Here is a 23,109-nt window from a genome sequence, read left to right on the forward strand (position 1 = left end):
TCGCTAGGCGGCGCGCTTCGGGGCAGGCACCTGGATCGCGTGGCGCTCGCCGTCCCGGGTGACGAACGCGCGCCCGTCGATCTGGCCGGCGTGGACCGAGCCCATGGCCCGGAACACCGCCTCGAGCTCGGCCGCGAGCGGCCCCGGCACCCCCAGGTCCTCGAGCGTCCTCGGGCGGGGCGCGATGCGCTCGGTGGCGGGCTTCGTCTCGGCGGGCTTCATGGGGTCTCTTTCCTCTCGCCAGGATCCGCGGGATCGCGGGGCTCTCCTCGGCGGGGGGAAACATGTCGCCGGTGACGCGCCGCGTCCAATCGATTGAAGGATGATGTCCGATAACCTACCGTTATCGGAAATGGAAATTCGCCTCCTCCGGTCGTTCCAGGTCCTCGCCGAGCAGGGACACTTCGGGCGCGCGGCGCGCGCGCTCCACCTCAGCCAGCCGGCCCTCACGAAGCAGATCGTGCTGCTCGAGGACGAGGTGGGCGCGGCGCTCTTCGATCGGGGCAGGCACGGCGCCACCCTGACGCCGGTGGGGGAGCTGCTCGCGGCCGACGTCGGGCCGCTCCTCCGTCACGCGGACGGCGTCCTCGAGCGCGTCCGCCGCGCCGCCCGCGGCGACACGGGCGAGCTGCGGCTCGGGTTCGGAGTCGCCACGCGCCTGCTCGTGCCCCGCCTGGTGTCGCGCTTCCGCCGGTCTCACCCGCTCGTGAACGTCTCCCTCGCCGACATGTCGTCGCCCGATCAGCTCGACGCCCTGGAGCGCGGCGCCCTCGACCTCGGCTTCGTCCGGCTCCCGGTGGACCGGCCCATGGCGATCGTGCCGGTCCTCGAGGAGCGGCTCGTCCTCGCGGTCCCGGAGGGCCGCCGCGCGGAGCTGGCGAAGCGGCGGCCCGAGTCGCTCGCGGACGAGCCGTTCGTCGAGATCGCGCCGTCGCGGTCGTCGAGCCTGCACGCCAACGTCCTCCGCGTGTGCGCGCGGTACGGCTTCCGCCCGCGCGTGGTGCAGTCCGCGACCGAGTTCTTCACGGTGCTCGCCCTCGTCGCCGCCGGGATGGGCGTCGCCATCGTGCCGAACTCGGTCACGACGTCGCGCGTGGAGGGGATCGCGTACCTGCCGCTGTCGATCCCGGAGGCGCGGTGGCGGGTGGGCGCGGTGTGGGTGCCGGACACGCGCCGGCCGGTGCGGGACGCGTTCGTGGCCCAGCTCCGGGAGGACCTGGCCCGCTCCGGAACGCCGACCGGCCGCGGCGGCGGCCCGCGGCCGTGACGGCGCTCGGGGCCCGCGTCAGGGCTTCGCGAGGAGTCCCGGCCAGAACCGGTACGTGCAAGCGCCGGCCGCCTCCTGCTGCACGACGGTGCCGTCCCAGCCCTGATCGACGCTGCCGGTCGAGCAGCTCCTCCCGTCGCCGTGCAGCGCCACGCGGCCGCAGCGGCGGCCCGAGGGCGCGTACAGCTCGATCGCCTGCGAGCAGTCGGCCGAGTCCTGGCCGGGCGGCGGGAAGAGGGCGTAGCCCGCGTTGCCGCGCGTGAAGCGGTAGGTCCACGTCGCGTGGTCGGCCAGCCACGACGGGAGCGGTGCGCTCGCCGTCGCGAGGTGGGCGTAGACGCTCCGGAACGCGCCGTCGGCGTGCACGGCGAGACCGCCGTCGAGGAGCGGGACGAGGTCGATGTCGTGCTGGAGCGCGTTCGAGCCGAGCACCGCGTCGGAGCGCTCCGTGAAGTCGCTCTCGCCGAGCGAGGTCCCGCTCGCGTCGAACCACGAGACGTCGAGCCACGCGGAGTGCTGCCAGATCGCGAGCGACTCGCCCGCGCGCGACACGCCGCCCCCGAGGAACAGGATCCGGTCGCTCCGCGCCCCGAACATGCCCGCCGTGGACCAGCGCGGCGCGCCGGACGCATCGAACCGCTGCGCTCTCAGGCCGCTCCAGTGGTTGTGGAAGAGGTCGATCCCGGCGACCACGACGAGGCAGCCGCCCAGCGGATCCGGCGACGCGTTCCAGAGGGTCGTCCCGACGAGGGTCGGATCCCAGGAGACGACGGTGGAGGCGCCGGCGCTCCCGTCGGCCGCGAACGCCGCGTGCTGCACCAGGTTCCCGCCGTTCGCGCCGGTGGAGGGCTTCACCACCAGCCCTTGCCAGCCCTCCGGTTCCGGCATCACGGGCCAGGCGTCGAACGCCTTCCGGGCCTTCCCGTCCGCGGCGTAGACCTGCCAGCTCGCCGGCGCGCCCGCGATGAGCGCGGCGACGGCGACGTGGCCCGTCCCGTCGGAGGTCCCGCCGGCGCAGGTGTAGCCCGGGGGCGGCGTGCGCGTGATCGTCACCGGCGCCGGAGCGCGATCCGGGACCAGGCCGTCGCACTCCGGGTTGCCGTCGAGGCGCTCGAAGGTGACCAGCGGGGCGGGGGGCGGCGTCGGCGTCGGCGAGGGGGAGGGCGAAGGGGACGGCGACGGCGCCGGGTTCGACGGAGTGGTCGGATTGGATGGGTTCGTCGGATTGGATGGGGGCGGCTCCGGCGGGGTCGGGGAGGGCGTCGGCTGCGGTGCCGGCTCCGATGGAGGCGGTGATGGGGGCGGGCTGGGATTCCCCCCTCCACATGCGAGGGCCAGCGTCAGGAGGACGACCAGCGGGGCGCGCACGGCGGTACTCTCGGCACCGGACGCTCGTACCGCCTGCTCCCCCGCCTGCATCCCGGACGTGGTGGTGACGGAACGTGCGCACCGCCGCCCGGCTGGTTAGGAGGCGCAGATGCCCAAGGCGATCCGCATCCACACCGTCGGCGGCCCCGAGGTCCTGCGCCTCGAGGACCTGCCCGTCGCCGATCCCGGCCCCGGCGAGGCGCGCGTCCGCCACGCGGCGGTCGGCGTGAACTTCGTCGACATCTACCACCGCACCGGGCTGTACCCGCTGCCGCTCCCGAGCGGCCTCGGCGTCGAGGGGGCGGGGCGCGTGGAGGCGGTCGGTCCCGGCGTCGGCGGCGTGAAGCCCGGCGATCGCGTGGCGTACATGGCCGGGCCGGGCTCGTACGCCGAGGTCCGCAACGTGCCCGCGGACCGGCTCGTCAAGCTCCCGGACGACATCCCGGACCGGACCGCGGCGGGGATGCTCCTGCGCGGACTCACCGTCCAGGCGCTGGTGCGCCGGACGTATGCCGTGAAGCGCGGCGACGTCGTGCTGTGGCACGCGGCGGCGGGCGGGGTGGGGCTCATCGCGGTGCAGTGGCTGAAGGCGCTCGGCGCGACGGTGATCGGGACGGTCGGCTCCGACGAGAAGGCCGCCCGCGCCCGGGCCGCCGGCTGCGATCACGTGATCGTCTACTCGCGCGAGGACGTGGTGAAGCGCGTGAAGGAGCTGACGAACGGGGAGGGCGTTCCCGTGGTCTACGACGCGGTCGGGAAGGCGACGTTCGACGCCTCCCTCGACGCGCTCCGCCCGCTCGGCATGCTCGTGAGCTTCGGGAACGCGTCCGGGCCCGTGCCGCCCATCGAGCCGGCGCTGCTCGGTCGGAAGGGCTCGCTGTTCCTCACGCGTCCGAGCGTCTACCACTACGTCGCGAGACGCGAGGACCTCGAGCGCGGCGCCGCCGAGCTGTTCGATCTCGTCCGCGCCGGCAAGGTGCGGATCGAGATCGGCGGGACGTGGCCGCTCGCCGAGGCGGCGAAGGCGCAGGAGGCGCTCGAGGCGCGGGCCACCACCGGATCCGTGATCCTGCTGCCCTGACGCACGGCGTCGCGCCGGCGAGCCGGCGCGGGCGTTCGCCGCCGGCGGCACGCGGAGTGCGCGTGGCCCTTCCTTCGAGGGCCGCTGCTCGTCTACCATTCCGCCCTCGAAAAACGGCGCCGAGGCTCGCGCCTCGAGGAGCACACCTTTGACCGTCCCCTCCTACGTCAGCGGCCCCTCCGCGACCCCCCTGCTCGGCGACACCATCGGCGAGAACCTCCGCCGCATCGTGCAGCGCTTCCCGGACCGGGAGGCGCTCGTCTCCGTGCACCAGGGCTACCGCGCGACGTACCGACAGTTCTGGGACGAGACGTCGGCCATCGCGCGCGCCCTCCTCGTCCGCGGTGTGAAGAAGGGCGATCGCGTCGGCGTCTGGTCCCCGAACCGCTACGAGTGGGTCATCCTCCAGTACGCGACGGCGCGCATGGGGGCGATCCTCGTCAACATCAACCCTGCGTACCGCGTCCACGAGCTCGAGTACGCCCTCAAGCACTCCGGGGTGTCGACGCTCGTCCTCGCGAAGGGCTTCCGGCAGGCGGACTACGTCGCGATGCTGAAGGAGGTCCGCCTCCGCTGCCCGGCGCTCCGCCAGAGCATCGTCATCGACGACGAGTGGCCGGACCTCCGGGACGACGCGAAGCGGCTCTCCGACGAGGAGCTCTCGGCGCGCGAGCGCGAGCTGCAGTTCGACGATCCGATCAACATCCAGTACACGAGCGGCACGACCGGCTTCCCGAAGGGCGCGACGCTCTCGCACCACAACATCCTCAACAACGGGTTCTTCATCGGGGAGTTCCTGCGGTACTCCGAGCAGGACCGCGTCTGCATCCCGGTGCCCTTCTACCACTGCTTCGGCATGGTCCTCGCGAACCTCGCCTGCACGACCCACGGCGCCGCGATGATCATCCCCGCCGAGACCTTCGACCCGGTCGCCGTCATGCGGACCGTGCAGGAGGAGCGGTGCACGTCGCTGTACGGCGTCCCGACGATGTTCATCGCCGAGCTCGACCACCCCGACTTCGCGAAGTTCGACTACTCGACCCTGCGCACCGGGATCATGGCCGGCTCGCCGTGCCCGGTGGAGGTGATGAAGAAGGTCCAGAAGGACATGCACATGCCGGAGGTGACGATCTGCTACGGCATGACCGAGACCTCGCCGGTTTCCACGCAGTCGAAGACGGACGATCCGCTCGAGAAGCGCGTCGCGACCGTCGGGCAGGTCCACCCGCACGTCGAGATCAAGATCGTCGATCCGACCACCGGTCGCATCGTGCCACGCGGCATGCCAGGCGAGCTCTGCACCCGCGGGTACTCCGTCATGCTCGGCTACTGGAACGATCCCCACGCGACGCGGGAGGCGATCGACGACGGGCGCTGGATGCACACCGGCGATCTCGCGACGATGGACGACCTGGGTTACGTGAAGATCGTCGGCCGCATCAAGGACATGGTCCTTCGCGGCGGCGAGAACATCTTCCCCCGCGAGGTGGAGGAGTTCCTCTACACGATGCCCGGCGTCTCGGACGTGCAGGTCATCGGCGTGCCCGACGTGAAGTACGGCGAGGAGCTGATGGCGTGGGTGAAGCTCCGCCCCGGCGTCACGCTCACCGGCGACGAGATCCGCGCCTACTGCAAGGGCAAGATCGCGACCTACAAGATCCCCCGGTACTACAAGTTCGTCGACGGTTTCCCGATGACCGTCTCGGGGAAGGTCCAGAAGTTCAAGATGCGCGAGCTGGCGATCCAGGAGCTCGGGCTGCAGAAGGCGGCTTCGATCGAGACCGCCTGAGGCCCGCCCCCTCTCCGCGCGCTTCCCCGCCCGCGCCTCCCCCGTCCGAGCGCACGCCGCGTGGGCTCCCGCCTGCGCGGTGCGTAGCTTTCCGCGTGGGGCGAACGCCCGACAAGAGGGGAGACCAAGCATGCGCAAGCTCGCAGTGATGGCTGCGCTGCTCGTGGCCGGCGCCGCGTACGCGGACGACCAGCTCGGCAGCACGCAGCAGGAGACGAAGGAGGCCGGCCAGGCCGCCGCGCGCGACACCAAGCAGGGCGCGAACGAGGCGAAGGACTGGTCGAAGGATCAGGCGGCCAAGGCGGATCAGAAGGCGAACGAGGCCGGCGACCGGATGCAGACGACCGCCCAGGAGTCCGGGAAGACGGCGGAGTCCAAGGACCAGATGGCCCAGTCCGGCCAGGCCGCCGAGATGAAGAAGGACTCGTTCGACATCGACGGGAAGGTGTCCAAGGTGTCGTCGAGCCGGCTCACCGTCGCGCGCAAGGACGCGCCGGCCGCGACGCTGCACGTCGACCACACGACGAAGGTCGAGGTGGACGGGAAGCAGGCGCACCTGTCCGAGCTGAAGCCCGGCCAGGACGTGAAGGCGTCCTTCAACCTGAAGGGCGACAAGCCCACCGCCATCGAGATCAAGGCGGAGAAGATGAAGGGCGAGAAGGACAGCACGTCCACGACGCCGAGCACCACGCCCGGCAGCACGACCCCGTCGAACAAGTAGGGCCCGGCGGGCCGGACACGACGAGGCTCCCACGCGGCGGACCCGCGTGGGAGCCTCGCGCTTCCAGGGCGGACGCCGCTACGCGGCGTCGCGGTCGGCGTCCGGCTTCGCCTGCTCGGGCGCAGGGACGGCGTGCGCCTCGTGGCGGCCGGCGTGCCGGCGCCGGAGCCCGTCGAGCAGCGAGTAGACCACCGGGACCACCACCAGCGTCAGCACCGTCGAGGCCGCGAGGCCGCCGATGATCGCCCAGGCCATGCCGGTGCGGGTCTCCGCGCCGTCACCGCGCGCGAACGCGACCGGGATCATGCCGGCGATCATGGCGACGCTGGTCATGAGGATCGGCCGGAGCCGGAGCGGGCCGGCCTCGAGCAGCGCGTCCCGCGTCGAGCGGCCCTCCTCGCGGAGCTGGTTCGTGAACTCCACGATGAGGATGCCGTTCTTTGTGACGAGGCCGGCGAGCATGATCATGCCGATCATCGCGAGCATCGACATGTACTCGTGGACGAGGAGGAGCGCGCCGATCGCCCCGATCACCGCGAGCGGCAGGGACAGCATGATCGTCACCGGGTCGAGGAGGCTCTCGAACTGCGCGGCGAGGATCATGTAGACGAGGATGATCCCGAGGACGAGCGCCATGAGGAACTCGCGGGCGGTGTTCGCGAGCTCCTTGCCCTGGCCCTCGAAGTCGTGCTGGACCGTCCGGGGGAGGTCCTTCGTGACGCCCTCGAGGAACGCCATCGCCTCGCCGAGCGAGTAGCTCTTCAGGTCGGCGAGCAGGGTGACCTGCCGCTTCAGCGACTGCCGCTCGATCTGCGACGGCCCCTCGCCCGGCGCGAGCCGGGCGATGCTGCGCACCTCGACGAGCTCGCCCTTCGGGGTCCGCAGGGTGAGCGCGCCGATGGCGTCGGGGTCGGCGCGGACCTCGGGCGGGAGCTGGAGCTTCACGTCGAACTGGTCGCCCTTCTCGCGGTAGGTCGCGAACGCGTCCTGGCCGAGGAAGGCGCGCAGCGTCTGGCCCACCGCCGCGGCGGGGAGCCCGACCGCGGCGGCCCGGTCGCGGTCCACCTGCACCGAGAGGAGCGGCCGGCCCGACCGGTAGGTCGTGTCCACGTCCGCGAGGCCGGGGTTCGCCTGCATCGCGGCCTTCACCTTCTCGACGGCGGCGAGCAGCGCGTCCCAGTCGTCGCTGCGGAGGTTGAACTGGACCGCCTGCGGGCGGGAGCCGGCGCCGGCCATCATCTGCTTGTCGGCGACCGTCAGCAGGGCGCCGGGCGGGGCGGCGAGGTTCGCGCGGAGCCAGCGCTTCAGCTCCTCCTGCTTGAACCGGCGGTCCTTGATCGGGACGAGGTTCACGGTGAGCGACGCCTTGTTCACGGCCTCGTCCACGCCGCCGCCGACGAGCGCGAAGACGTTCACGACGCCGGGGAGCTTCTCGATCTGCGCCGAGATCGCCGCCGCCTGCCGCTCGGTGTCGGCGAGGGGCGCGCCGACGGGCAACTCCAGCGTGACCTCGAGCGCGCTCATGTCCTGCGCGGGCATGAAGGTGAACTGGAGGAACTTGCCGAGCCCGACCGTCACGACGAGCACCGCGACCGCGATCGCGACGGTCGCCCCGCGGTGGTCGAGGGCCCAGTGGAGGGCGCGCCGGTAGGCGCGCTCGATCGCCAGGAACCCGCGCTCGAGGGTGCGCCCGGCGCCGCCGAGGTGATCGCCGTGCCGCGCGAGGACGCGCGCGGAGAACATCGGCGTGAGCGTCATCGACACGAAGTAGGAGATCGCGACGGCCACGGCGACGGTGACGCCGAACTGGAAGAAGAAGCGGCCGACCATCCCCTTCATGAAGGCGACCGGGACGAAGACCGCGACCACCGCCAGCGTCACCGCGAGCACCGCCAGGGCGATCTGCGTCGTGCCGGTCTGGGCCGCGGCGCGCGGCCCCTCGCCCTTCTCGAGGTGCCGGACGATGTTCTCGATCACGACGATCGCGTCGTCGATGAGGAGGCCGATCGACAGGGTGAGGGCGAGCATCGTGACGACGTTGAAGGTGAAGTTCGCGAAGTGCATCACCGCGAACGTGCCGATGACCGACGTCGGGAGGGCCACCGCGGCGACGATGGTGGCGCGCCAGTCGCGGAGGAAGATCAGCACGACGAGCACTGCGAGGATCGCGCCGAGGAGGAGGTCGTGCTGGACGCCCTCGATCGACGAGCGGATGAAGCGCGAGTTGTCGGAGACGACCTCCACCTTCGAGCCGGGCGGCAGGTCCTTCTTGAGCTCGGCGAGGTTCTCCTTGATCTGCTCCGCGACGGCGACGGTGTTGGCGCCGGACTGCTTGCGGATGACGAGGCCCACGGCGGAGCTGCCGTTCAGGGCCGCGCCGGAGCGCGCCTCCGCCGGGCCGTCCACCACGCTCGCCACGTCGCGGACGCGGATGGGCTTGCCGCCCGGGCTCGCGACCACGAGGTTCCGGAGCTCGTCCACCGAGCGGGCCTCGGTCTCGAGCTTCACCACCCGCTCCCGGCCGGGCTCGAGGGTGCGGCCGCCGGGGATCGCGATGCTCTGGGCGGCGATCGCCTGGGAGAGGTCGGTCGCGGCGAGGCCGTACGACCGCAGCCGCACCGGGTCCACCACGACGCCGATCTCCCGCTTGCGCCCGCCGACCACGTCGATCGAGCCGACGCCCTGGAGCCGCTGGAGGCCGGGCTTGAGCTCGTCCTCCGCGAGCCGCGTCAGCTCCTCGATGGGCACCGGGCCGGAGAACGCGAGCTGCACGATGGGCATCGCGCCGAGGTCGAGCTTCTGCACGACGGGCGTCTCGATCTCCTTCGGGAGCTTCGAGAGGGTCGCCTGCACCTTGTCGCGGACGTCCTGGGCGGCGACGTCCACGGCGCGGCCGAGGTCGAACCGGATCACCACGAGCGAGACGCTCTCGTAGTTGGACGAGCGGAGGGTGTCGAGGCCGGAGAGCGTGTTCAGCGCCTCCTCGAGCGGCTTGGAGACGTTCTTCTCGATGGTCTCGGGATCGGCGCCCGGGAGGATCGTCGTGACGGTGACGATCGGGAACTCGACGTCCGGCATCTGGTCGACGCCGATGCGCGGGTAGGAGAAGAGGCCGAACACCACCACCGCGAGCAGCAGCATGCTCGTGAAGATGGGGCGCTGGATGAACGTGCGGATGGGGCTCACGGGAGGCTCCCTCGATCTGTGCCGGCGCTCGCGGACTACTGGAGGACGCGGACCTTCGCGCCGTCGGCGAGGCCGGCGCCGGCCTCCGCCACCACCACGTCCGCGGGGCCGACGCCGGAGACGACGCGGACCGTGCCGGGGTCGAGCTGCTCGACCTTCACCTCGCGCCGCTCGAGCCGCTCGGCGACGACGGTCCACACGTATGGCCCGGCGCCGCCCTTCTGGACGACGCTCGCCGGGAGGAAGAGCCCCTCCGCCGCCGCCGCCTTCCCGCCGAGCGCCACCTGGACGATGGCGCCGGGCCGCAGCTCGCGGAAGAGCGGGCCCACCGGGTCGGCGCGGACGTCGACGGTGCGGGTGCCCGGCTCGACCGAGGCGCCGATGGCGCGGACGCGGGCCTGGAAGACCTTCCCCGACGGGCTCACGGTGGCGGCGAGCGTCGCGCCCGGCGCGAGCAGGTCCACCAGCGACTCCGGGACGGCGGCGCGGATCTCGACCGACCCGACGTCGACGAGGGCGATGACCGGGGTGGGCGGCATGTTCGCGACGTACTCGCCGGCGCTCTTCGTGCGCGTCGTGACGAAGCCGTCGAACGGCGCCCGGAGGACGTGCTTCGCGAGCTGCGTCTCCGCCGCCGTCACCGCGGCGGCGGCCTGCTCGCGCGCGGCCGCGGCGGCCTGCTCGCCGATCTCGGCGCGCTCGAGCATGGCCGGCGAGGCGGCGTCGCCCTGCGCGAGCTCCTTCGCGCGGCGGTGCTCGGAGGTGGCGTTGCGCAGGCCCGCCTCGGCGGCGGCGAGGGCCGCGCGCGCCTGCTGGACCTGGGCGCGCGCGAGGGCGTCGTCGAGCTCGACGAGGACGTCGCCCTTGTGGACGCGGTCGCCGACGTCCGCGCGGAAGCGCAGGATCCGGCCGGAGACCTCCGGGGAGAGCGTCGCCTCGTTGCGGGCGCGCAGCTCGCCGTTGGCGCGGACCACGGCGCCCGCGTCCGACCGGGCGCGGACCGTCTTCACGCCGACGGTGGCCGCGTCGGCCGGAGCGGCCACCGGGAGGGCGGCGCCGCCGGCCTTGCTGCAGCCGGCGAGGGAGAGGGCGGCGAGCGCGGCCGCGAGGGGGAGGGTGGGCTTCATGTCCGAATCTCCATTCGGCGGATGGGTGAGGAGGAAGGTCGTCAGCCGGCGCGCGCGGCGCCGTGGAGGAACGCGTCCAGGATCCGCGCCGCCTCGAGGGCCGGGTCGGGCGCGTCGCCCTCGAGCATCGAGGGCAGGAGGGTCGCGTGCAGCATGCCGAAGAGGAGGCGCGCCGCGTCCGCGGGCGCGAACCGGAGCTGCCGCCCCCCGGCCTCGCCGAGGAACGCCGCGAGGCGCCGGAGGTACTCGGCCGGGCCGCACTCCGGCAGCATGCGCCGCGGCGCGTGGTCGAACGCCATCCGCAGCGCGTCGCGCCGCGAGGCGACGAGGGCGAGCTGCCGGTGCAGCAGCAGCTCCAGCTGCTGCTCGAACGTGAGCCCGGCGGGCACGTGCGTGTCGAAGGATGCCAGGAGCGTCCGGTTGAGGTCCTGGAGCAGCGCCTCGAAGATCTCGTCCTTGCTCTTGAAGTACGTGTAGAGGGAGGCGGCCGTGAAGCCCGCCTCGCGCGCGATCGCCTGCATCGTCGCGTCGCGCCAGCCGCTCGCGGCGAACACCCGCGCCGCCGCGTCCATGATGTCCTGGCGGGTGCGCTCGACCTCGCGGGCGCGGCGATCGGCGGTGGCGGTCCGGCGGGGCACGGGACGTTTTTGCTCCGGTCCGACCGCCACGTCAAGTGGACCGAATGGCCATTCGGAAAGTGGTGCGGCAAGGCGCCGCACCGCCTCGCGACCCCCGCACGGCCGCCGCGCCCCGCCCGTGCGGGCCCGACCCGGAGGCGACAGATCCATCGGATGCACACGACCGGGGGCGACCCGGCGGCGGGAGGTGACGATGAGGTTCCTGTGCCTGGCGTACGGTGACGAGAAGGACTGGAACGCGCTCCCGAAGCGGGAGCAGGACGAGCTCCTCGCGCACGACGAGGTGATCCGGAGGCGCGGCAACCTCGTGGCGGCGGTCGGCCAAGCGGTGACCGTGCGGGCCTGGAACCACATGACGTCGACGACGAGCGGGCCGTTCGCGAAGGCGAAGGTCCCCCTCGCCGGGTTCGCGGTGATCGAGGCGCGCGATCTCGACGAGGTGATCGAGCTCGTCTCGGGGACGCCCTGCGCCGTGGCGAGGGGCGCGATCGAGATCTGGCCGATCCGGGAGGACGTCGGGCGATGAGCGCCGCGCGGCGCGCGCCGCCCCTACGCCTGCTTGATCTCCTGCACGAGCTTCGCGAGCGAGGCCTTCGCGTCGCCGAACAGCATCGCCGTGTTGTCGGCGTAGAAGAGCTCGTTCTCGATCCCGGCGAACCCCGGGTTCATCGAGCGCTTCAGGACGATCACCTGCTTCGCCTCGTCCACGTTCAGGATCGGCATCCCGTAGATGGGAGAGGCCTTGTCGTTGCGCGCCGCGGGGTTCACGACGTCGTTCGCGCCGATGACGAGCGCCACGTCGGCGTTCTTGAACTCGTCGTTGATGTCGTCCATCTCCTTCAGCCGATCGTACGGGATGTCCGCCTCGGCGAGGAGCACGTTCATGTGACCGGGCATCCGGCCCGCGACCGGGTGGATCGCGTAGAGCACCGTCCCGCCGTTCTTCTCGATGAGGTTCGCGAGCTCGCGGACCTGGTGCTGGGCCTGCGCGACCGCCATCCCGTAGCCGGGCACGACGATGACGAGGCGCGCGAAGGCGAGCTGGATCGCGGCGTCCTCGGGCGTGATGGAGTGGACCGTGAGCCCCTCCGAGGTCTTCGCGGAGGCCTGGGGCGCGGCGCCGAACGCGCCGAACAGCACGTTCGAGAAGGACCGGTTCATCGCCCGGCTCATGATGATGGAGAGGATGAAGCCCGAGGCGCCGTCCAGCGCGCCTGCGATGATGAGGACGTTGTTCCCGATGGCGAAGCCCGTCGCGGACGACGCGAGGCCCGCGTACGAGTTGAGGAGCGAGATCACGACCGGCATGTCGGCGCCGCCGATGGGCAGGACGAGCGACACCCCGAACGCCAGCGCGAGCGCGACCATCGCGTAGAACGCGGCGGGGTGCGCGGGATCGACGACGAGTCGGACGAACAGGACGAGCGCCGCCGCGAACATCCCCAGCGAGACGACGTTCTGGCCGGGGAACGTCACGGGCCGCGACGGCAGCAGCTCCTGCAGCTTGCCGAACGCCATGAAGCTGCCGGTGATGGTGAGCGCGCCGAAGAGCACCTCGAACCCGAGCGCCGCCATCTGGGCGCGGCCGACCTGGCCGCCGTTCCCGAGCGAGTAGAACTCCGCCACGCCGACGAGCGTCGCGGCGATCGCGCCGAACATGTGCGAGATGGCGATCCGCTGCGGCATCGCCGTCATCGGCACGTAGACGCCGAGCGGGTACCCGATGACGGAGCCGAGGGCGAGTCCGGCGAGGATCCACCGGTAGTCCACGATCTCGTGGTTCAGGAGCGTGCCGACGATCGCGACGAGCATGCCGAGCGCCGCGAGCTGCATGCCGCGGCGGGCCCGGTCCGGGATCGTGAGGCTGCGGAGGCCGAGGATGAACAGGATCGAGGCGAGCAGGTACGCCGCCTCGATGAGCACGGTGCGCGCGGTCACTTCTTCTCCCCGGCCGCCCGCGGCGCGCGCCGGAACATCTTCAGCATCCGGTCGGTGATGATGAAGCCGCCGACCACGTTGATGGTGGCGGAGGTCACCGCGACGAACCCGAGCAGCGTCGGGATCCAGCCGCGGTCGGCGCCGGCGAGGACGAGCGAGCCGACGAGCGAGATGGCGCTGATCGCGTTGGTCGCCGACATGAGCGGCGTGTGCAGCAGGGAGGGGACCCGGGTGATCGTGAAGAACCCGACGAACCCCGCCAGCACGAAGACGTAGATCTCGAGGAGGCTCGTGCCGTGCATGGCTAGAGGAGCACCTTTCCGTCCTTCACGACGAGCATCGGGCCCGCGATCTCGTCCTGGGGATCGACCTTCAGGATCCCCTCCTTGCCGCCGAGGTGCTGGAGCAGCGTCGCGACGTTCCGGCCGTAGAGCTGGCTCGCGTGGTGGGGCACCGTGGACGGCAGGTTCATCGCCCCGATGATCGACACCCCCGCCTCGACCACCGTCTCGCCCGGCCTCGTCAGCTCGCAGTTGCCGCCGGTCTCGGCGGCGAGATCCACGATCACCGAGCCCGGCCGCATCGACCGGACCATCTCCGCGGTGACGAGGCGCGGCGCGGGCTTCCCGGGGATCTGCGCCGTCGTGACGACGAGGTCCATGTCCCTCACGTGGCCGGCGATGGCCGCGAGGACCCGCTCCTGCTCGGAGGCGCCGAGCTCCTTCGCGTAGCCCCCGGCGCCCTCCGCCGCGACGGCCGGCACCTCCACGAAGCTCGCGCCGAGCGACTGGACCTGCTCCTTCACGACGGGCCGCACGTCGAAAGCGGAGACCACCGCGCCGAGGCGGCGCGCGGTGGCGATCGCCTGGAGCCCGGCGACGCCCGCGCCGACGACGAATGCCTTGGCCGGGGCGAGCGTGCCCGCCGCGGTCGTCATCATGGGCAGGATGCGCGGGAGGGCGTCCGCCCCGAGGAGCACCGCCTTGTAGCCGGCGAGCGTGGCCTGCGAGGAGAGCGCGTCCATCGACTGCGCGCGCGTGATCCGGGGGACGCGCTCCATCGCCAGCGCGTCGACGCCGCGCGCCGCGAGCCGCTCGAGCAGCGGCCGGTTCTGGAACGGGGAGAGGAGCGCGATCAGCACCGCGCCGCGGGGAAGGGCGTCGGCCTGGGCGTCCGAGGGCCGCTGCACGGTGACGGCGACCTCCGCCCCGTCGAGCGCGGCGGCCTCGTCCCGGACGGCCGCGCCCGCGGCGGCGTACGCCTCGTCGGGGAAGCCGGCGGCCGCGCCCGCGCCGCGCGCGATGCGGACCTCGTGCTTCCCCTTCACCAATCGTGTCACGTGCTCCGGCGCGAGCGCGACCCGCCGCTCGCCAGCCACCGTCTCCCGCAGTACCGCGATGCGCATCGCTCGATGACCCTCGGCCGCGTGGGGTACCCCCGGGTGCTTCGCGGGAGAAGGCCCTCCCCGGGGCGGGTGCGCGCGCGCACAGCCGTCGGGCTCGAGCGTCGCGGACGCGCACCCGAGGTTGTAGTCACGGAACGCCCGCCCGGCGATACGGGCCCGGGCCGTCGGGCGCGCCAGCACGCACCGGAGGTGCGCGTGATCAGGCGCGCGGCACGCCCGCCCGAGGCGCCCGAGCGCGCCGGACGAGCGCGACGAGCCAGTACAGCCGGCAGCCGACGCAGAGCCCCGTCGCGGCGGAGAGCAGCGCGAGTCCGGCGACGGCGCCCGCCAGGGCCCAGCCGACGACGGCGAGGCCAGCCGCGTGCGCGAGGAGCGCCGCGAACAGGAAGACGGCGCCGATGGTCGAGGCGAAGCGGGGCGGGCGCGCGTCCTCCGGCGCGTCGCCGGTGAGGTGCGGTCGTACGAGCCGGCGGAACAGCTGCGCGACGACGTTGCCGCGCGGGCCGAGGAACGCGCTCGCGGCGAGGTGCGCGGCGGGAGCGAGGAGGACCGGCGACGCGCGGAGCGCGGCGGCGGCCCCGATGAGCGCCGCGACGAGCCCCTGCGAAAGGCGGACGGCGCGGGCATCGACGACGGGGGACGAGACCGGTTCGGACATCCCGGCGGTATAACGGACCGCCGTCCGTTATGCCAGACGCGTCGCGGGCTCGGTCGAGCCGGACCGGCCTGGACCGCGAGGGGGCGGGTGCGCCGCCCGCTCCGCGTCAGCGCCCGTCGATGTACGTCTGCAGCTGGTCGATGAGGAACTGCTTCTCGTCCAGCATGAGCTGGATGATGTCGCGCATCGAGACGACGCCGGCGACCTGGCCCTCCTCCTCGACGAGGAGGTGGCGCGTCGTGTGATCGCGCATGAGCGCCGCGGTCTCCACCTCGGTCGCCGTCGCCTGCACGCGCGGGAGGCCGGCCCGCATCGCCTCGCGGATCGGCTGAGCGGCATCGCCGCCGCGCGCGAGCACCGTCAGCACGAGATCGCGCTCCGTGACGAGCCCGACGATCCTGCCGCCCTCCTTCACCGCGATCGAGCCGATCCGTTGCTCCGCCATGAGCCGCGCCGCTTCCCGGATCGGCGCCGTCGCCTCGAGGGCCACCACGTCCCGCGTCACGTGCTTCCGGATGGTCGCCATGCGATCCTCCTGGTCAGGAAACATTGACTAACGGGTCGCGCGGCATGCGCTCGCTGGCGCAGCGGCCCTTTCGGATACCGCGCGCGGGAAGCAGGTGGAGGGACCCTGGACCCCGCCGAAGGCGTGAGAGGGGCGCCGCCACCCCCTCCACGGCCCCCGCTAGAAGCCATCCATGTTCACGGGCCACATCCCGTGGCGAATCCCGCCGTACCGGCGCACGCAGCTCGCCGGCGCGTCCGGCCGGTCCCACACGATGCCCGCGAACTGGGCGTCGACCCCGGCCCAGGCCGGGTTCGCGTGCATGGGATCCCCGAGCGCGTAGTGACCGAGCTCATGCAGCAGCTCCGCGGCCTCGAAGCAGCCCATGGAATCGGGCGGGACGCGGACGGAGATCGTCTTGTTGACGTAGTCGGTGCAGCCCTCGTTGCGGGTCGCCAGGTAGCAGACGTACTCGGGAGTGTCGCGGAACTGGATGCGCCAGCCGCCCAGGCGGTGAAGGTTCCAGTACGGCAGCTCCAGGTCGAGGAGGCGGTCCACGCGCGCCTGCGCAGCGGCGAGATCGGCCGGGTTCGTCTCGAACTCGATGCAGGCACCGTGGCTGTCGAAATCGCACCGCCACGGGTCACAGGCGGTGACGCCCACGGTGAGCGTCGCGAGCGCCGCGAGGAGGAGTCGCCGTTCCAGTCGGCCGCGCGTCAAGGCGCGCAGAACGTGGCCATGCGGCATGGCCGCGCGGAACGCCCCGCGCGCGCGGCGGCCGCTCCGGGACGCCCGCCGCCGGGGCCTCCGGGCGGGCGCATGGCCGCGCGGGGCGCGCCTGCCGGGACGCGCGCACACCCCGGCGCGCGCGCGAAGACGGTCTTAACTCATGCGAGGAGCGGACCCGCACCAATGGCCATCCCGACGCGCAGGCGGGTCGTCGACCCGCTCTGGTTCAAGGACGCAGTCATCTACGAGACGCACGTCAAGTCGTTCTGCGACTCGAACGGCGACGGCATCGGCGACCTTCGCGGCCTCGTCGAGAAGCTGGATTACCTGCAGGAGCTCGGCGTCTCGTGCCTGTGGCTGCTGCCGCTCTTCCCGTCGCCGCTCAAGGACGACGGCTACGACATCGCCGACTACCGGAGCATCCACCCCGACTACGGGACCGTGGAGGACTTCCGCGAGCTGGTCGCGGCGGCGCACGCGCGCAGCATCAAGGTCGTGATCGAGCTCGTGGTGAACCACACCTCGGACCAGCACCCCTGGTTCCAGCGGGCGCGCCGGGCGCCGCGCGGCACGCCGGAGCGAGACTTCTACGTCTGGAGCGACACCGACCAGAAGTACAGGGAAGCGCGCATCATCTTCACCGACACCGAGAAGTCGAACTGGACGTGGGATCCGGAGGCGAAGCAGTACTACTGGCACCGGTTCTTCTCGCACCAGCCGGACCTCAACTTCGAGAGCCCGGCGGTGCTGCGCGAGGTGCTCGACGCCCTCCGCTTCTGGGCGGAGATGGGCGTCGACGGGTTCCGGCTCGACGCCGTGCCGTACCTCGTCGAGGCGGACGGCACGAGCTGCGAGAACCTCCCCGGGACCCACGCGATCATCCGGAAGGTCCGCGCGTTCGTCGACGCGAACTTCCCCGGGCGCATGCTCCTCGCCGAGGCGAACCAGTGGCCCGCCGACGTCCGGCCGTACTTCGGAGACGGCGACGAGTGCCACATGGCGTTCCACTTCCCGCTCATGCCGCGGATCTTCATGGCGCTGCGGCTCGAGGACGTGGAGCCCATCATCGAGATCATGCGGCGCACGCCGCCGATCCCGGACACCTGCCAGTGGGGGCTCTTCCTCCGCAACCACGACGAGCTGACGCTCGAGATGGTGACCGCCGACGAGCGGGACTACATGTACCTGGCCTACAGCCAGGACCCGCGCATGAAGCTGAACGTCGGGATCCGCCGCCGCCTCGCGCCGCTCATGGACAACAGCCGCCGGCGGGTGGAGCTGCTGAACTCGCTGCTGTTCTCGTTCCCCGGGACGCCCATCGTCTACTACGGCGACGAGATCGGGATGGGCGACAACATCTACCTGAAGGACCGGGACGGCGTCCGGACGCCGATGCAGTGGAGCCCGGACCGGAACGCCGGGTTCTCGCGCGCGGATCCGGCGCGGCTCTACGCGGCCCCGATCTCGGACCCCGTTTACGGGTACCAGGCGGTGAACGTCGAGGCGCAGCTGCGCGACCCCTCGTCGCTCCTCCACTGGATGCGGAACACCATCGCACTCCGCAAGCTCTTCAAGGCGTTCGGCCGCGGCACGATGGAGTTCCTGCCGGTCGCGAACCGGAAGGTGCTCGCCTACGTGCGTCGCCTCGACGAGGACGTCCTGCTCTGCGTCGCGAACGTCTCGCGCTTCGCGCAGCCCGCCGAGCTCGACCTCTCCCAGTTCGAGGGCTACTCGCCCATCGAGATCCTCGGCTACACCGAGTTCCCGCGGATCGGGAAGCTGCCCTACTTCCTCACGCTCGGGCCGTACGGCTTCTACTGGTTCGAGCTGCGCAAGCCCTGAGGCCAGAGCCCCGCGGAGGGGAGAAGGAGCGACGAGATGACGTGCGAGCACGCGCGGGAGATCCGGGACGTCACGCCGGATGCCGAGGGGTGCACGGAGTGCCTCGCGAAGGGGGACCGCTGGGTCCACCTCCGCGAGTGCCTGGTCTGCGGCCACGTCGCCTGCTGCGACTCGTCGAAGAACAAGCACGCGCGCGGGCACTGGAAGAAGACCGGACACCCGATCATCCAGTCGTTCGAGCCGGGCGAGGACTGGCGGTGGTGCTACGAGGACGACGACTACCTCGACGCCGAGCAGCCCGGCGCGCAGCCATGACGCACGCGCCCGTCACGTCGCGCCGGCCGCCGGCGCGGGTGGCAGGTGCACCGTGAAGCGGCTCCCGCGCCCCGGCGTGGACTGGACGGCGACGTGGCCGCCGTGCGCCTCGACGATGAGCCGCGCGATGTACAGCCCGAGGCCGAGCCCCTCCGGCTGCCTCGCGCCGGCCACGCGGTAGAAGCGGCCGAAGATGCGCGTGACGTCCTCGGGAGGGATCCCCACGCCGTGGTCGACGACGGCGATCTCGACGTCGCCGCCGGCCGTCGAGGCGACGGACACCTCGACCGGCGTCTCCGGCGCGGAGTACTTGAGCGCGTTCGAGAGCAGGTTCACGACGACGCGCTCGATCCGGCCGGGGTCCGCGTCGACCAACGGTACGTCGTCCTCGATCGCGAGCTGGATCCGATCGGGCGGCAGCGGAGCGGCGAGCCGGTGGAGGACGTCCCGCAGGAACGACCGGAGGTCCACCGGGACGCGCGCGAGCGGCAGGTGCCCGGACTCGAGCAGGACCATCTCCCCGAGGTCCTGGAGCATCCCGGCCATGCGCTCGCTGGTCCGGACGATGGCGTCGGCGCGCTCGGCGATCCGCTCCGGCACGCCCGTCGTCCGCCGGATGAGGTGCGCGTGCATCAGGACCGCGTGCAGCGGTGTCCGGAGGTCGTGCGACACCATCCGGAGGAGGTCCTCGCGCATCTCGAGGAGCCCGTGCTCCGTGGTCACGTCGAACACCGCCGCGACCGCGCCGACCCGGTTCCCCGCCGGATCGCGGACCGGCGCGGCGCTCACCGTGAGCCAGGTCGTCGGTCCACCCTGCCGGGCCGGCGCGCGCGCGTACGTCTCGCCGGGGACGGTCTCGCCGCGGAGCGCGCGCATCACGGGCGTCGCGTCGACGGGCAGCGGCCGGCCGTCCCCGCCGATCAGGCGGAACGCCGGGGACCGTTCCCGCGCCGGGAGGTTCCGCTCGCCGGGCGCGTAGTCCATGAGCGCCTCCGCGGCGGCGTTCATGCGCAGGATCCGCCCCTCGGGATCGTAGACGATGACGCCGGCCGGGATCGCGGCGAGGACCGCGTCGAGCTCGGCCGCGGTCCGGGTCGCGCCGGCCGCGGCGGCCTCGGCGGCGCGGCGCGCGAGGACGAGGCTCGTCGTCTCCCAGAGCGCGCCGAGCAGCGCCGGGCGGCCCCCGTGCTGCACTCGCGAGACGTGCGACGAGAAGTGACGGACGCTGCCATCCGGGAACACGGCCTCGTACGCGTCGACGTGCAGCGGCGCCCCGGTCTGGAGGACGACGGCGAGGCCGGGTCCGACGATGGGCGAGCCGCTCGCCGGCGCGACGCCGCTCCAGACCTCCTCGAACGTCCGCCCGACGGGATCCAGCTCGGGGTGCGGCGTGAGGGACCGGTACGCCGGGTTCACCTTGACGAACCGGAGCTCCGCGTCCGCGAGGGCGAGCCCGGGCATGCTCGCCTGGAACAGCTGCTCGAGGAGCGCCGTCTGCTCCTCCGCGATCGCGACCTGCTCGCGGAGCGCCTCCTGCACGCGCGCGAGCTCGAGCGCCTTCGCGCCGAGCGCCTCCGCGTATCGCTCGGCCGCCTCCCGGAGCGTGCGCTCCTCCTCGTACCGCCGCGCCCGCGCGAGGGCCGCCGCGCACTCGCTCGCGATGGCGTGCAGCAGCGCCTGCCCGGTCGGATCGAGCGGCGACGGTCGCGCGAACGTGAGCCCGAGCGCGCCGATCGACCGGCCCTCGACGCGCAGCGGAACGGTGATCCACGCCTGATCGCCCCGCGCGCGGCACGCCTCCGCGAGGTCGGGGTAACGCGACGCGATCTCCTCCGGGTTCGCGAGGAGCACCGTCGCGCCGGTCCGCACGGCGTCGCTCGGCGGCAGCGACGCGGAGACGGGGAAGGTGCCGAGCGCCGCCGCCGCGTCCGCCGGCTCGCCGTGCGCGTGGACGATCCGGAGCGTGTCGGGCGACGTGCGCCAGGCGATGCTGCCGCCGGTCGCTCCGAAGAGCGCCCGGGCCTGCTCGAACACGGAGGCCGCGACGTCCGCGCCGGTGATCGCGGCGGAGAACCCGGACACCGCGGCGCGGAGCGCGTGCGGCCCGAGCACGCTCTCGACCGGGCGCGCGGCGCCCTGCTCTCGATGTTCCCCCGGATCCGGCATGCCCGGTGCTCTCGGCGTGAACGTTCGTAATACTCCCTGCCGGCGGCAGCCAGGGATGCCCCTGGGGTCCGGGGGGTACGCCGGACGAGGGAGGCCGGAGGCGGGGCTACCGCCCGTACAGCGACGCGAGCCGGGCGAGCCGCGACGCGAGCGCCGGCGTGAGCGCCTCCTCGCGCACGCGCCATCGCCAGTTGCCGCCGAGCGTCGCCGGCCGGTTCATCCGGGCGTCGGAGCCGAGCCCGAGCACGTCCTGGAGCGGCACGACGGCGGTATCCGCCACCGAGCCGAGCGCCGCGCGGATCATCGTCCAGTTCATCTCGCGGCCGTCGGTGCCGAGGTACTCGCGCGCCATGGCCTTCTCGCGCGCAACGTCGTCCGCCGTCCGGACGCTGCCCTCCGCCCCTCCGTCCCACCAGCCGAGGACCGTGTCGTTGTCGTGCGTCCCGGTGTACGCGACGAGGTCGCGCGCGTAGTTGTGCGGCCGGAACGTCGGCGCCTGGGGGTCGTTGCCGAACGCGAACTGGAGCACCGCCATGCCGGGGAGGCCGAAGCGCCGCCTGAGCGCCTCGACCTCCGGGGTGATGACGCCGAGGTTCTCGGCCACGAACGGCAGCGGTCCGAGCGCGCGCTGCAGCGCCTCGAACAGCTCGGCGCCGGGCCCGGGGACCCACCGGCCCTGCTCGGCGGTGACCGCGTCGGCGGGGATCTCCCAGTACGCCTCGAACCCGCGGAAGTGGTCGAGCCGGATCCGGTCCACGAGCGCGAGCGTCCGCCTCACGCGCGCGATCCAGAACCGGTACCCGTCCCTCGCGATCGCGTCCCAGTCGTAGAGCGGGTTGCCCCAGCGCTGGCCGGTCGCGCTGAAGTAGTCGGGTGGGACGCCCGCGACGACCGCCGGCTCACCGGACGCGTCGAGCCGGAACAGGTCCGGCCGCGCCCAGACGTCGGCGGAGTCGTGCGCGACGAAGATGGGGAGATCGCCGAGGACGGCGATCCCGAGGGCGCGGCAGCGGGCGCGCAGGGCGCTCCACTGCTGGAAGAAGGCGTGCTGCGCGAACACCTCCGCGGAGATCGCCTCGGCGAAGCGGGCCCGCGCGTCGTCGAGCGCGGCCGGGTCGCGACGCGCGAGCGGCGTGCGCCAGCGCGTCCACGGGGCGCCCTCGTGGAGGTCCTTCAGCACCGCGAAGAGCGCCCAGTCCTCGAGCCACTCCGCCTCCCGCGCGCGGAAGTCCGCGAGCTCGGCCGCCTGCTCCGCGCTCGCGCCGGCCGCGAACGTGAGGGCGGCGCGGGCCAGCCGCGCCCGCTTCCAGGCGAGCGCCCCCGCGAGCTCGGCCCGGCCGGGCGCGGCCGCCGGCGCGCCGGCGAGGTCCGCGTCGTCGAGCCACCCCTCGTTCCGGAGCACCTCGAGCGAGACGAGGAGCGGGTTCCCCGCCGCGGACGACAGCGCCTGGTAGGGAGAGTCGCCGAAGCCGGTCGGCGAGAGCGGCAGCACCTGCCAGAGCCGCTGCCCCGCGTCGGAGAGCCACGTCGCGAACCGGTGGGCGCCGGCGCCGAGGTCGCCCGCGCCGTGCGGACCGGGCAGGGAGGTCGGGTGGAGCAGGATCCCGCTGCGGCGGTCGCGCATGCCGATCCCGGCGCTAGAGGTGCTGGATACGCCCGGGCTCGTCGCGCTCCTCGTCCTCGGGCGGCGCCCCGTCCGCGGGGAGGTGGCGATCCAGCGCCCGGGCCACCGCGTCGCGCGCGCCGAGCCCCACGGCGAGCGCTCCGGCGAGCGCGAGGCCGCCGAGGAGGATCGCGAACGCGATCGTCACGAGGCCCCCTCCGACGCCGACGTGCTCGAGCGCCATGGAGGCGGCGAGCACGAGCACGAGCCACTTCACGCCGATGGACAGGTGGCGAGCCTGCTGGATCTGCTGGTTCACCGCGCTGATGAGCACGCTCCGCTCGAGGAAGCGCGCCGCGCCGATGCCGACGAGCAGGATGATGGCGCCGACCACGAGCCGCGGCAGGAACGAGAGCATCGACAGCCCGACCGCGGTCGTCGTGCTCGCCCCGAGCACGTCGAGCGCGAGGGCGAGGCCGCCCAGGATCACGAACCAGAACGCGCCGCGGGCGACGAGCCAGGACGGCTCGTGGTGCGGCTCGAGGCTGCGCCCGGTCGTCATGCCCCACTCGCGCGCACGGCGGTCGAACCCGACGCGAGCGAGGACGCGGCGCAGCACCGTGCGGACGAGGAAGGCGGCCGCCAGCGCGCAGACGAGCACGATCACCATCGCGACGACCCCCGGCAGGTCCGCGACGAGCACCGCGCCCAGGCGGTCGAACGCTTCTGACAGCACCCTCGCGACGCGTTCCCACATGACGTCCTCCGCGA

21 protein-coding genes are annotated in these 23,109 nt (G+C 72.9%); 7 read left to right on the forward strand and 14 right to left on the reverse strand.

Going from position 1 to position 23,109, the window contains the following annotated elements:
• Positions 1-3: 3 nt before the first annotated feature.
• Positions 4-222, reverse strand: coding sequence for a hypothetical protein (locus AMOR_RS21825; protein WP_248354067.1), 219 nt, complete (start codon positions 220-222; stop codon positions 4-6).
• Positions 223-352: 130 nt separating this feature from the next.
• Between AMOR_RS21825 and AMOR_RS21830 the strand changes: the two genes are divergently transcribed.
• A complete protein-coding gene (locus AMOR_RS21830; RefSeq protein ID WP_248354069.1) occupies positions 353-1,267 on the forward strand; it encodes a LysR family transcriptional regulator in 915 nt (304 codons plus the stop codon).
• An 18-nt stretch (positions 1,268-1,285) separates the two neighbouring features.
• On the opposite strand, the gene AMOR_RS21835 is transcribed toward AMOR_RS21830, so the two are convergent.
• Positions 1,286-2,320, reverse strand: a complete 1,035-nt coding sequence (locus tag AMOR_RS21835) for a hypothetical protein (protein ID WP_248354071.1) — start codon at positions 2,318-2,320, stop codon at positions 1,286-1,288.
• 424 nt (positions 2,321-2,744) lie between these two features.
• Here AMOR_RS21835 and AMOR_RS21840 point away from each other — a divergent pair, with 424 nt between their 5' ends.
• The 3 genes from AMOR_RS21840 (at position 2,745) to AMOR_RS21850 (ending at position 6,226) form a co-directional block, all read left to right on the forward strand.
• Positions 2,745-3,716, forward strand: a complete 972-nt coding sequence (locus tag AMOR_RS21840; RefSeq protein ID WP_248354073.1) for a quinone oxidoreductase family protein — start codon at positions 2,745-2,747, stop codon at positions 3,714-3,716.
• Between the two features lie 148 nt (positions 3,717-3,864).
• Positions 3,865-5,505 (forward strand): AMP-binding protein, encoded by a 1,641-nt coding sequence (locus AMOR_RS21845; protein ID WP_248354075.1) that lies wholly within the window; start codon positions 3,865-3,867, stop codon positions 5,503-5,505.
• A gap of 130 nt (positions 5,506-5,635) precedes the next feature.
• Complete coding sequence (locus AMOR_RS21850) at positions 5,636-6,226, forward strand: hypothetical protein (protein ID WP_248354078.1); 591 nt, start codon at positions 5,636-5,638, stop codon at positions 6,224-6,226.
• A gap of 78 nt (positions 6,227-6,304) precedes the next feature.
• Here AMOR_RS21850 and AMOR_RS21855 read toward each other — a convergent pair whose 3' ends face one another.
• Genes AMOR_RS21855 through AMOR_RS21865 form a run of 3 tightly spaced genes read right to left on the reverse strand, consistent with a single transcriptional unit; the run spans position 6,305 to position 11,177 of the window.
• Positions 6,305-9,412 (reverse strand): efflux RND transporter permease subunit, encoded by a 3,108-nt coding sequence (locus AMOR_RS21855; protein ID WP_248354081.1) that lies wholly within the window; start codon positions 9,410-9,412, stop codon positions 6,305-6,307.
• A 35-nt stretch (positions 9,413-9,447) separates the two neighbouring features.
• Positions 9,448-10,539, reverse strand: a complete 1,092-nt coding sequence (locus AMOR_RS21860) for an efflux RND transporter periplasmic adaptor subunit (RefSeq protein WP_248354084.1) — start codon at positions 10,537-10,539, stop codon at positions 9,448-9,450.
• Positions 10,540-10,580: 41 nt separating this feature from the next.
• Positions 10,581-11,177 carry a TetR/AcrR family transcriptional regulator gene (locus AMOR_RS21865; RefSeq protein WP_248354086.1) on the reverse strand — a complete coding sequence of 199 codons (597 nt, stop codon included), beginning with the start codon at positions 11,175-11,177 and terminating at the stop codon, positions 10,581-10,583.
• Positions 11,178-11,370: 193 nt separating this feature from the next.
• Between AMOR_RS21865 and AMOR_RS21870 the strand changes: the two genes are divergently transcribed.
• On the forward strand, positions 11,371-11,703 hold the full coding sequence (locus AMOR_RS21870) for a YciI family protein (protein WP_248354089.1): 333 nt from the start codon (positions 11,371-11,373) through the stop codon (positions 11,701-11,703).
• A 23-nt stretch (positions 11,704-11,726) separates the two neighbouring features.
• Here AMOR_RS21870 and AMOR_RS21875 read toward each other — a convergent pair whose 3' ends face one another.
• The 6 genes from AMOR_RS21875 to AMOR_RS21900 all read right to left on the reverse strand — a co-directional run bounded on the left by AMOR_RS21875 (position 11,727) and on the right by AMOR_RS21900 (position 16,403).
• Positions 11,727-13,115 carry an NAD(P)(+) transhydrogenase (Re/Si-specific) subunit beta gene (locus AMOR_RS21875; RefSeq protein ID WP_248354092.1) on the reverse strand — a complete coding sequence of 463 codons (1,389 nt, stop codon included), beginning with the start codon at positions 13,113-13,115 and terminating at the stop codon, positions 11,727-11,729.
• Entirely contained in the window at positions 13,112-13,417 is a 306-nt protein-coding gene (locus tag AMOR_RS21880; protein WP_248354094.1) for an NAD(P) transhydrogenase subunit alpha, read from the reverse strand. Before AMOR_RS21880 ends, AMOR_RS21875 begins: the two co-directional genes overlap by 4 nt.
• Before the next feature lie 2 nt (positions 13,418-13,419).
• Positions 13,420-14,520: a Re/Si-specific NAD(P)(+) transhydrogenase subunit alpha gene (locus AMOR_RS21885; protein WP_248354096.1), complete on the reverse strand. Its 1,101-nt coding sequence runs from the start codon at positions 14,518-14,520 to the stop codon at positions 13,420-13,422.
• 199 nt (positions 14,521-14,719) lie between these two features.
• Complete coding sequence (locus AMOR_RS21890) at positions 14,720-15,178, reverse strand: DUF4395 family protein (protein ID WP_248354098.1); 459 nt, start codon at positions 15,176-15,178, stop codon at positions 14,720-14,722.
• Between the two features lie 106 nt (positions 15,179-15,284).
• A complete protein-coding gene (locus AMOR_RS21895; RefSeq protein WP_248354100.1) occupies positions 15,285-15,704 on the reverse strand; it encodes a CBS domain-containing protein in 420 nt (139 codons plus the stop codon).
• A gap of 159 nt (positions 15,705-15,863) precedes the next feature.
• The gene (locus tag AMOR_RS21900; RefSeq protein ID WP_248354102.1) at positions 15,864-16,403 is read right to left on the reverse strand and encodes a hypothetical protein; all 540 of its coding nucleotides are present in this window, start codon (positions 16,401-16,403) and stop codon (positions 15,864-15,866) included.
• Between the two features lie 192 nt (positions 16,404-16,595).
• On the opposite strand from AMOR_RS21900, the gene treS reads away from it, so the two are divergent.
• A complete protein-coding gene (gene treS / locus AMOR_RS21905; RefSeq protein ID WP_248354104.1) occupies positions 16,596-18,254 on the forward strand; it encodes a maltose alpha-D-glucosyltransferase in 1,659 nt (552 codons plus the stop codon).
• A gap of 36 nt (positions 18,255-18,290) precedes the next feature.
• On the forward strand, positions 18,291-18,569 hold the full coding sequence (locus AMOR_RS21910; protein ID WP_248354106.1) for a UBP-type zinc finger domain-containing protein: 279 nt from the start codon (positions 18,291-18,293) through the stop codon (positions 18,567-18,569).
• A 12-nt stretch (positions 18,570-18,581) separates the two neighbouring features.
• On the opposite strand, the gene AMOR_RS21915 is transcribed toward AMOR_RS21910, so the two are convergent.
• From AMOR_RS21915 to AMOR_RS21925, 3 genes are all read right to left on the reverse strand, one after another.
• Complete coding sequence (locus AMOR_RS21915) at positions 18,582-20,735, reverse strand: sensor histidine kinase (RefSeq protein ID WP_248354108.1); 2,154 nt, start codon at positions 20,733-20,735, stop codon at positions 18,582-18,584.
• A 106-nt stretch (positions 20,736-20,841) separates the two neighbouring features.
• On the reverse strand, positions 20,842-22,359 hold the full coding sequence (gene malQ, locus AMOR_RS21920) for a 4-alpha-glucanotransferase (protein WP_248354111.1): 1,518 nt from the start codon (positions 22,357-22,359) through the stop codon (positions 20,842-20,844).
• A gap of 13 nt (positions 22,360-22,372) precedes the next feature.
• Positions 22,373-23,095, reverse strand: a complete 723-nt coding sequence (locus tag AMOR_RS21925) for a hypothetical protein (RefSeq protein WP_248354113.1) — start codon at positions 23,093-23,095, stop codon at positions 22,373-22,375.
• Positions 23,096-23,109: the final 14 nt, after the last annotated feature.

Origin of the sequence: Anaeromyxobacter oryzae (assembly GCF_023169945.1) — a bacterium.
In the GTDB taxonomy this organism is placed as follows: Bacteria; Myxococcota; Myxococcia; order Myxococcales; family Anaeromyxobacteraceae; genus Anaeromyxobacter; species Anaeromyxobacter oryzae.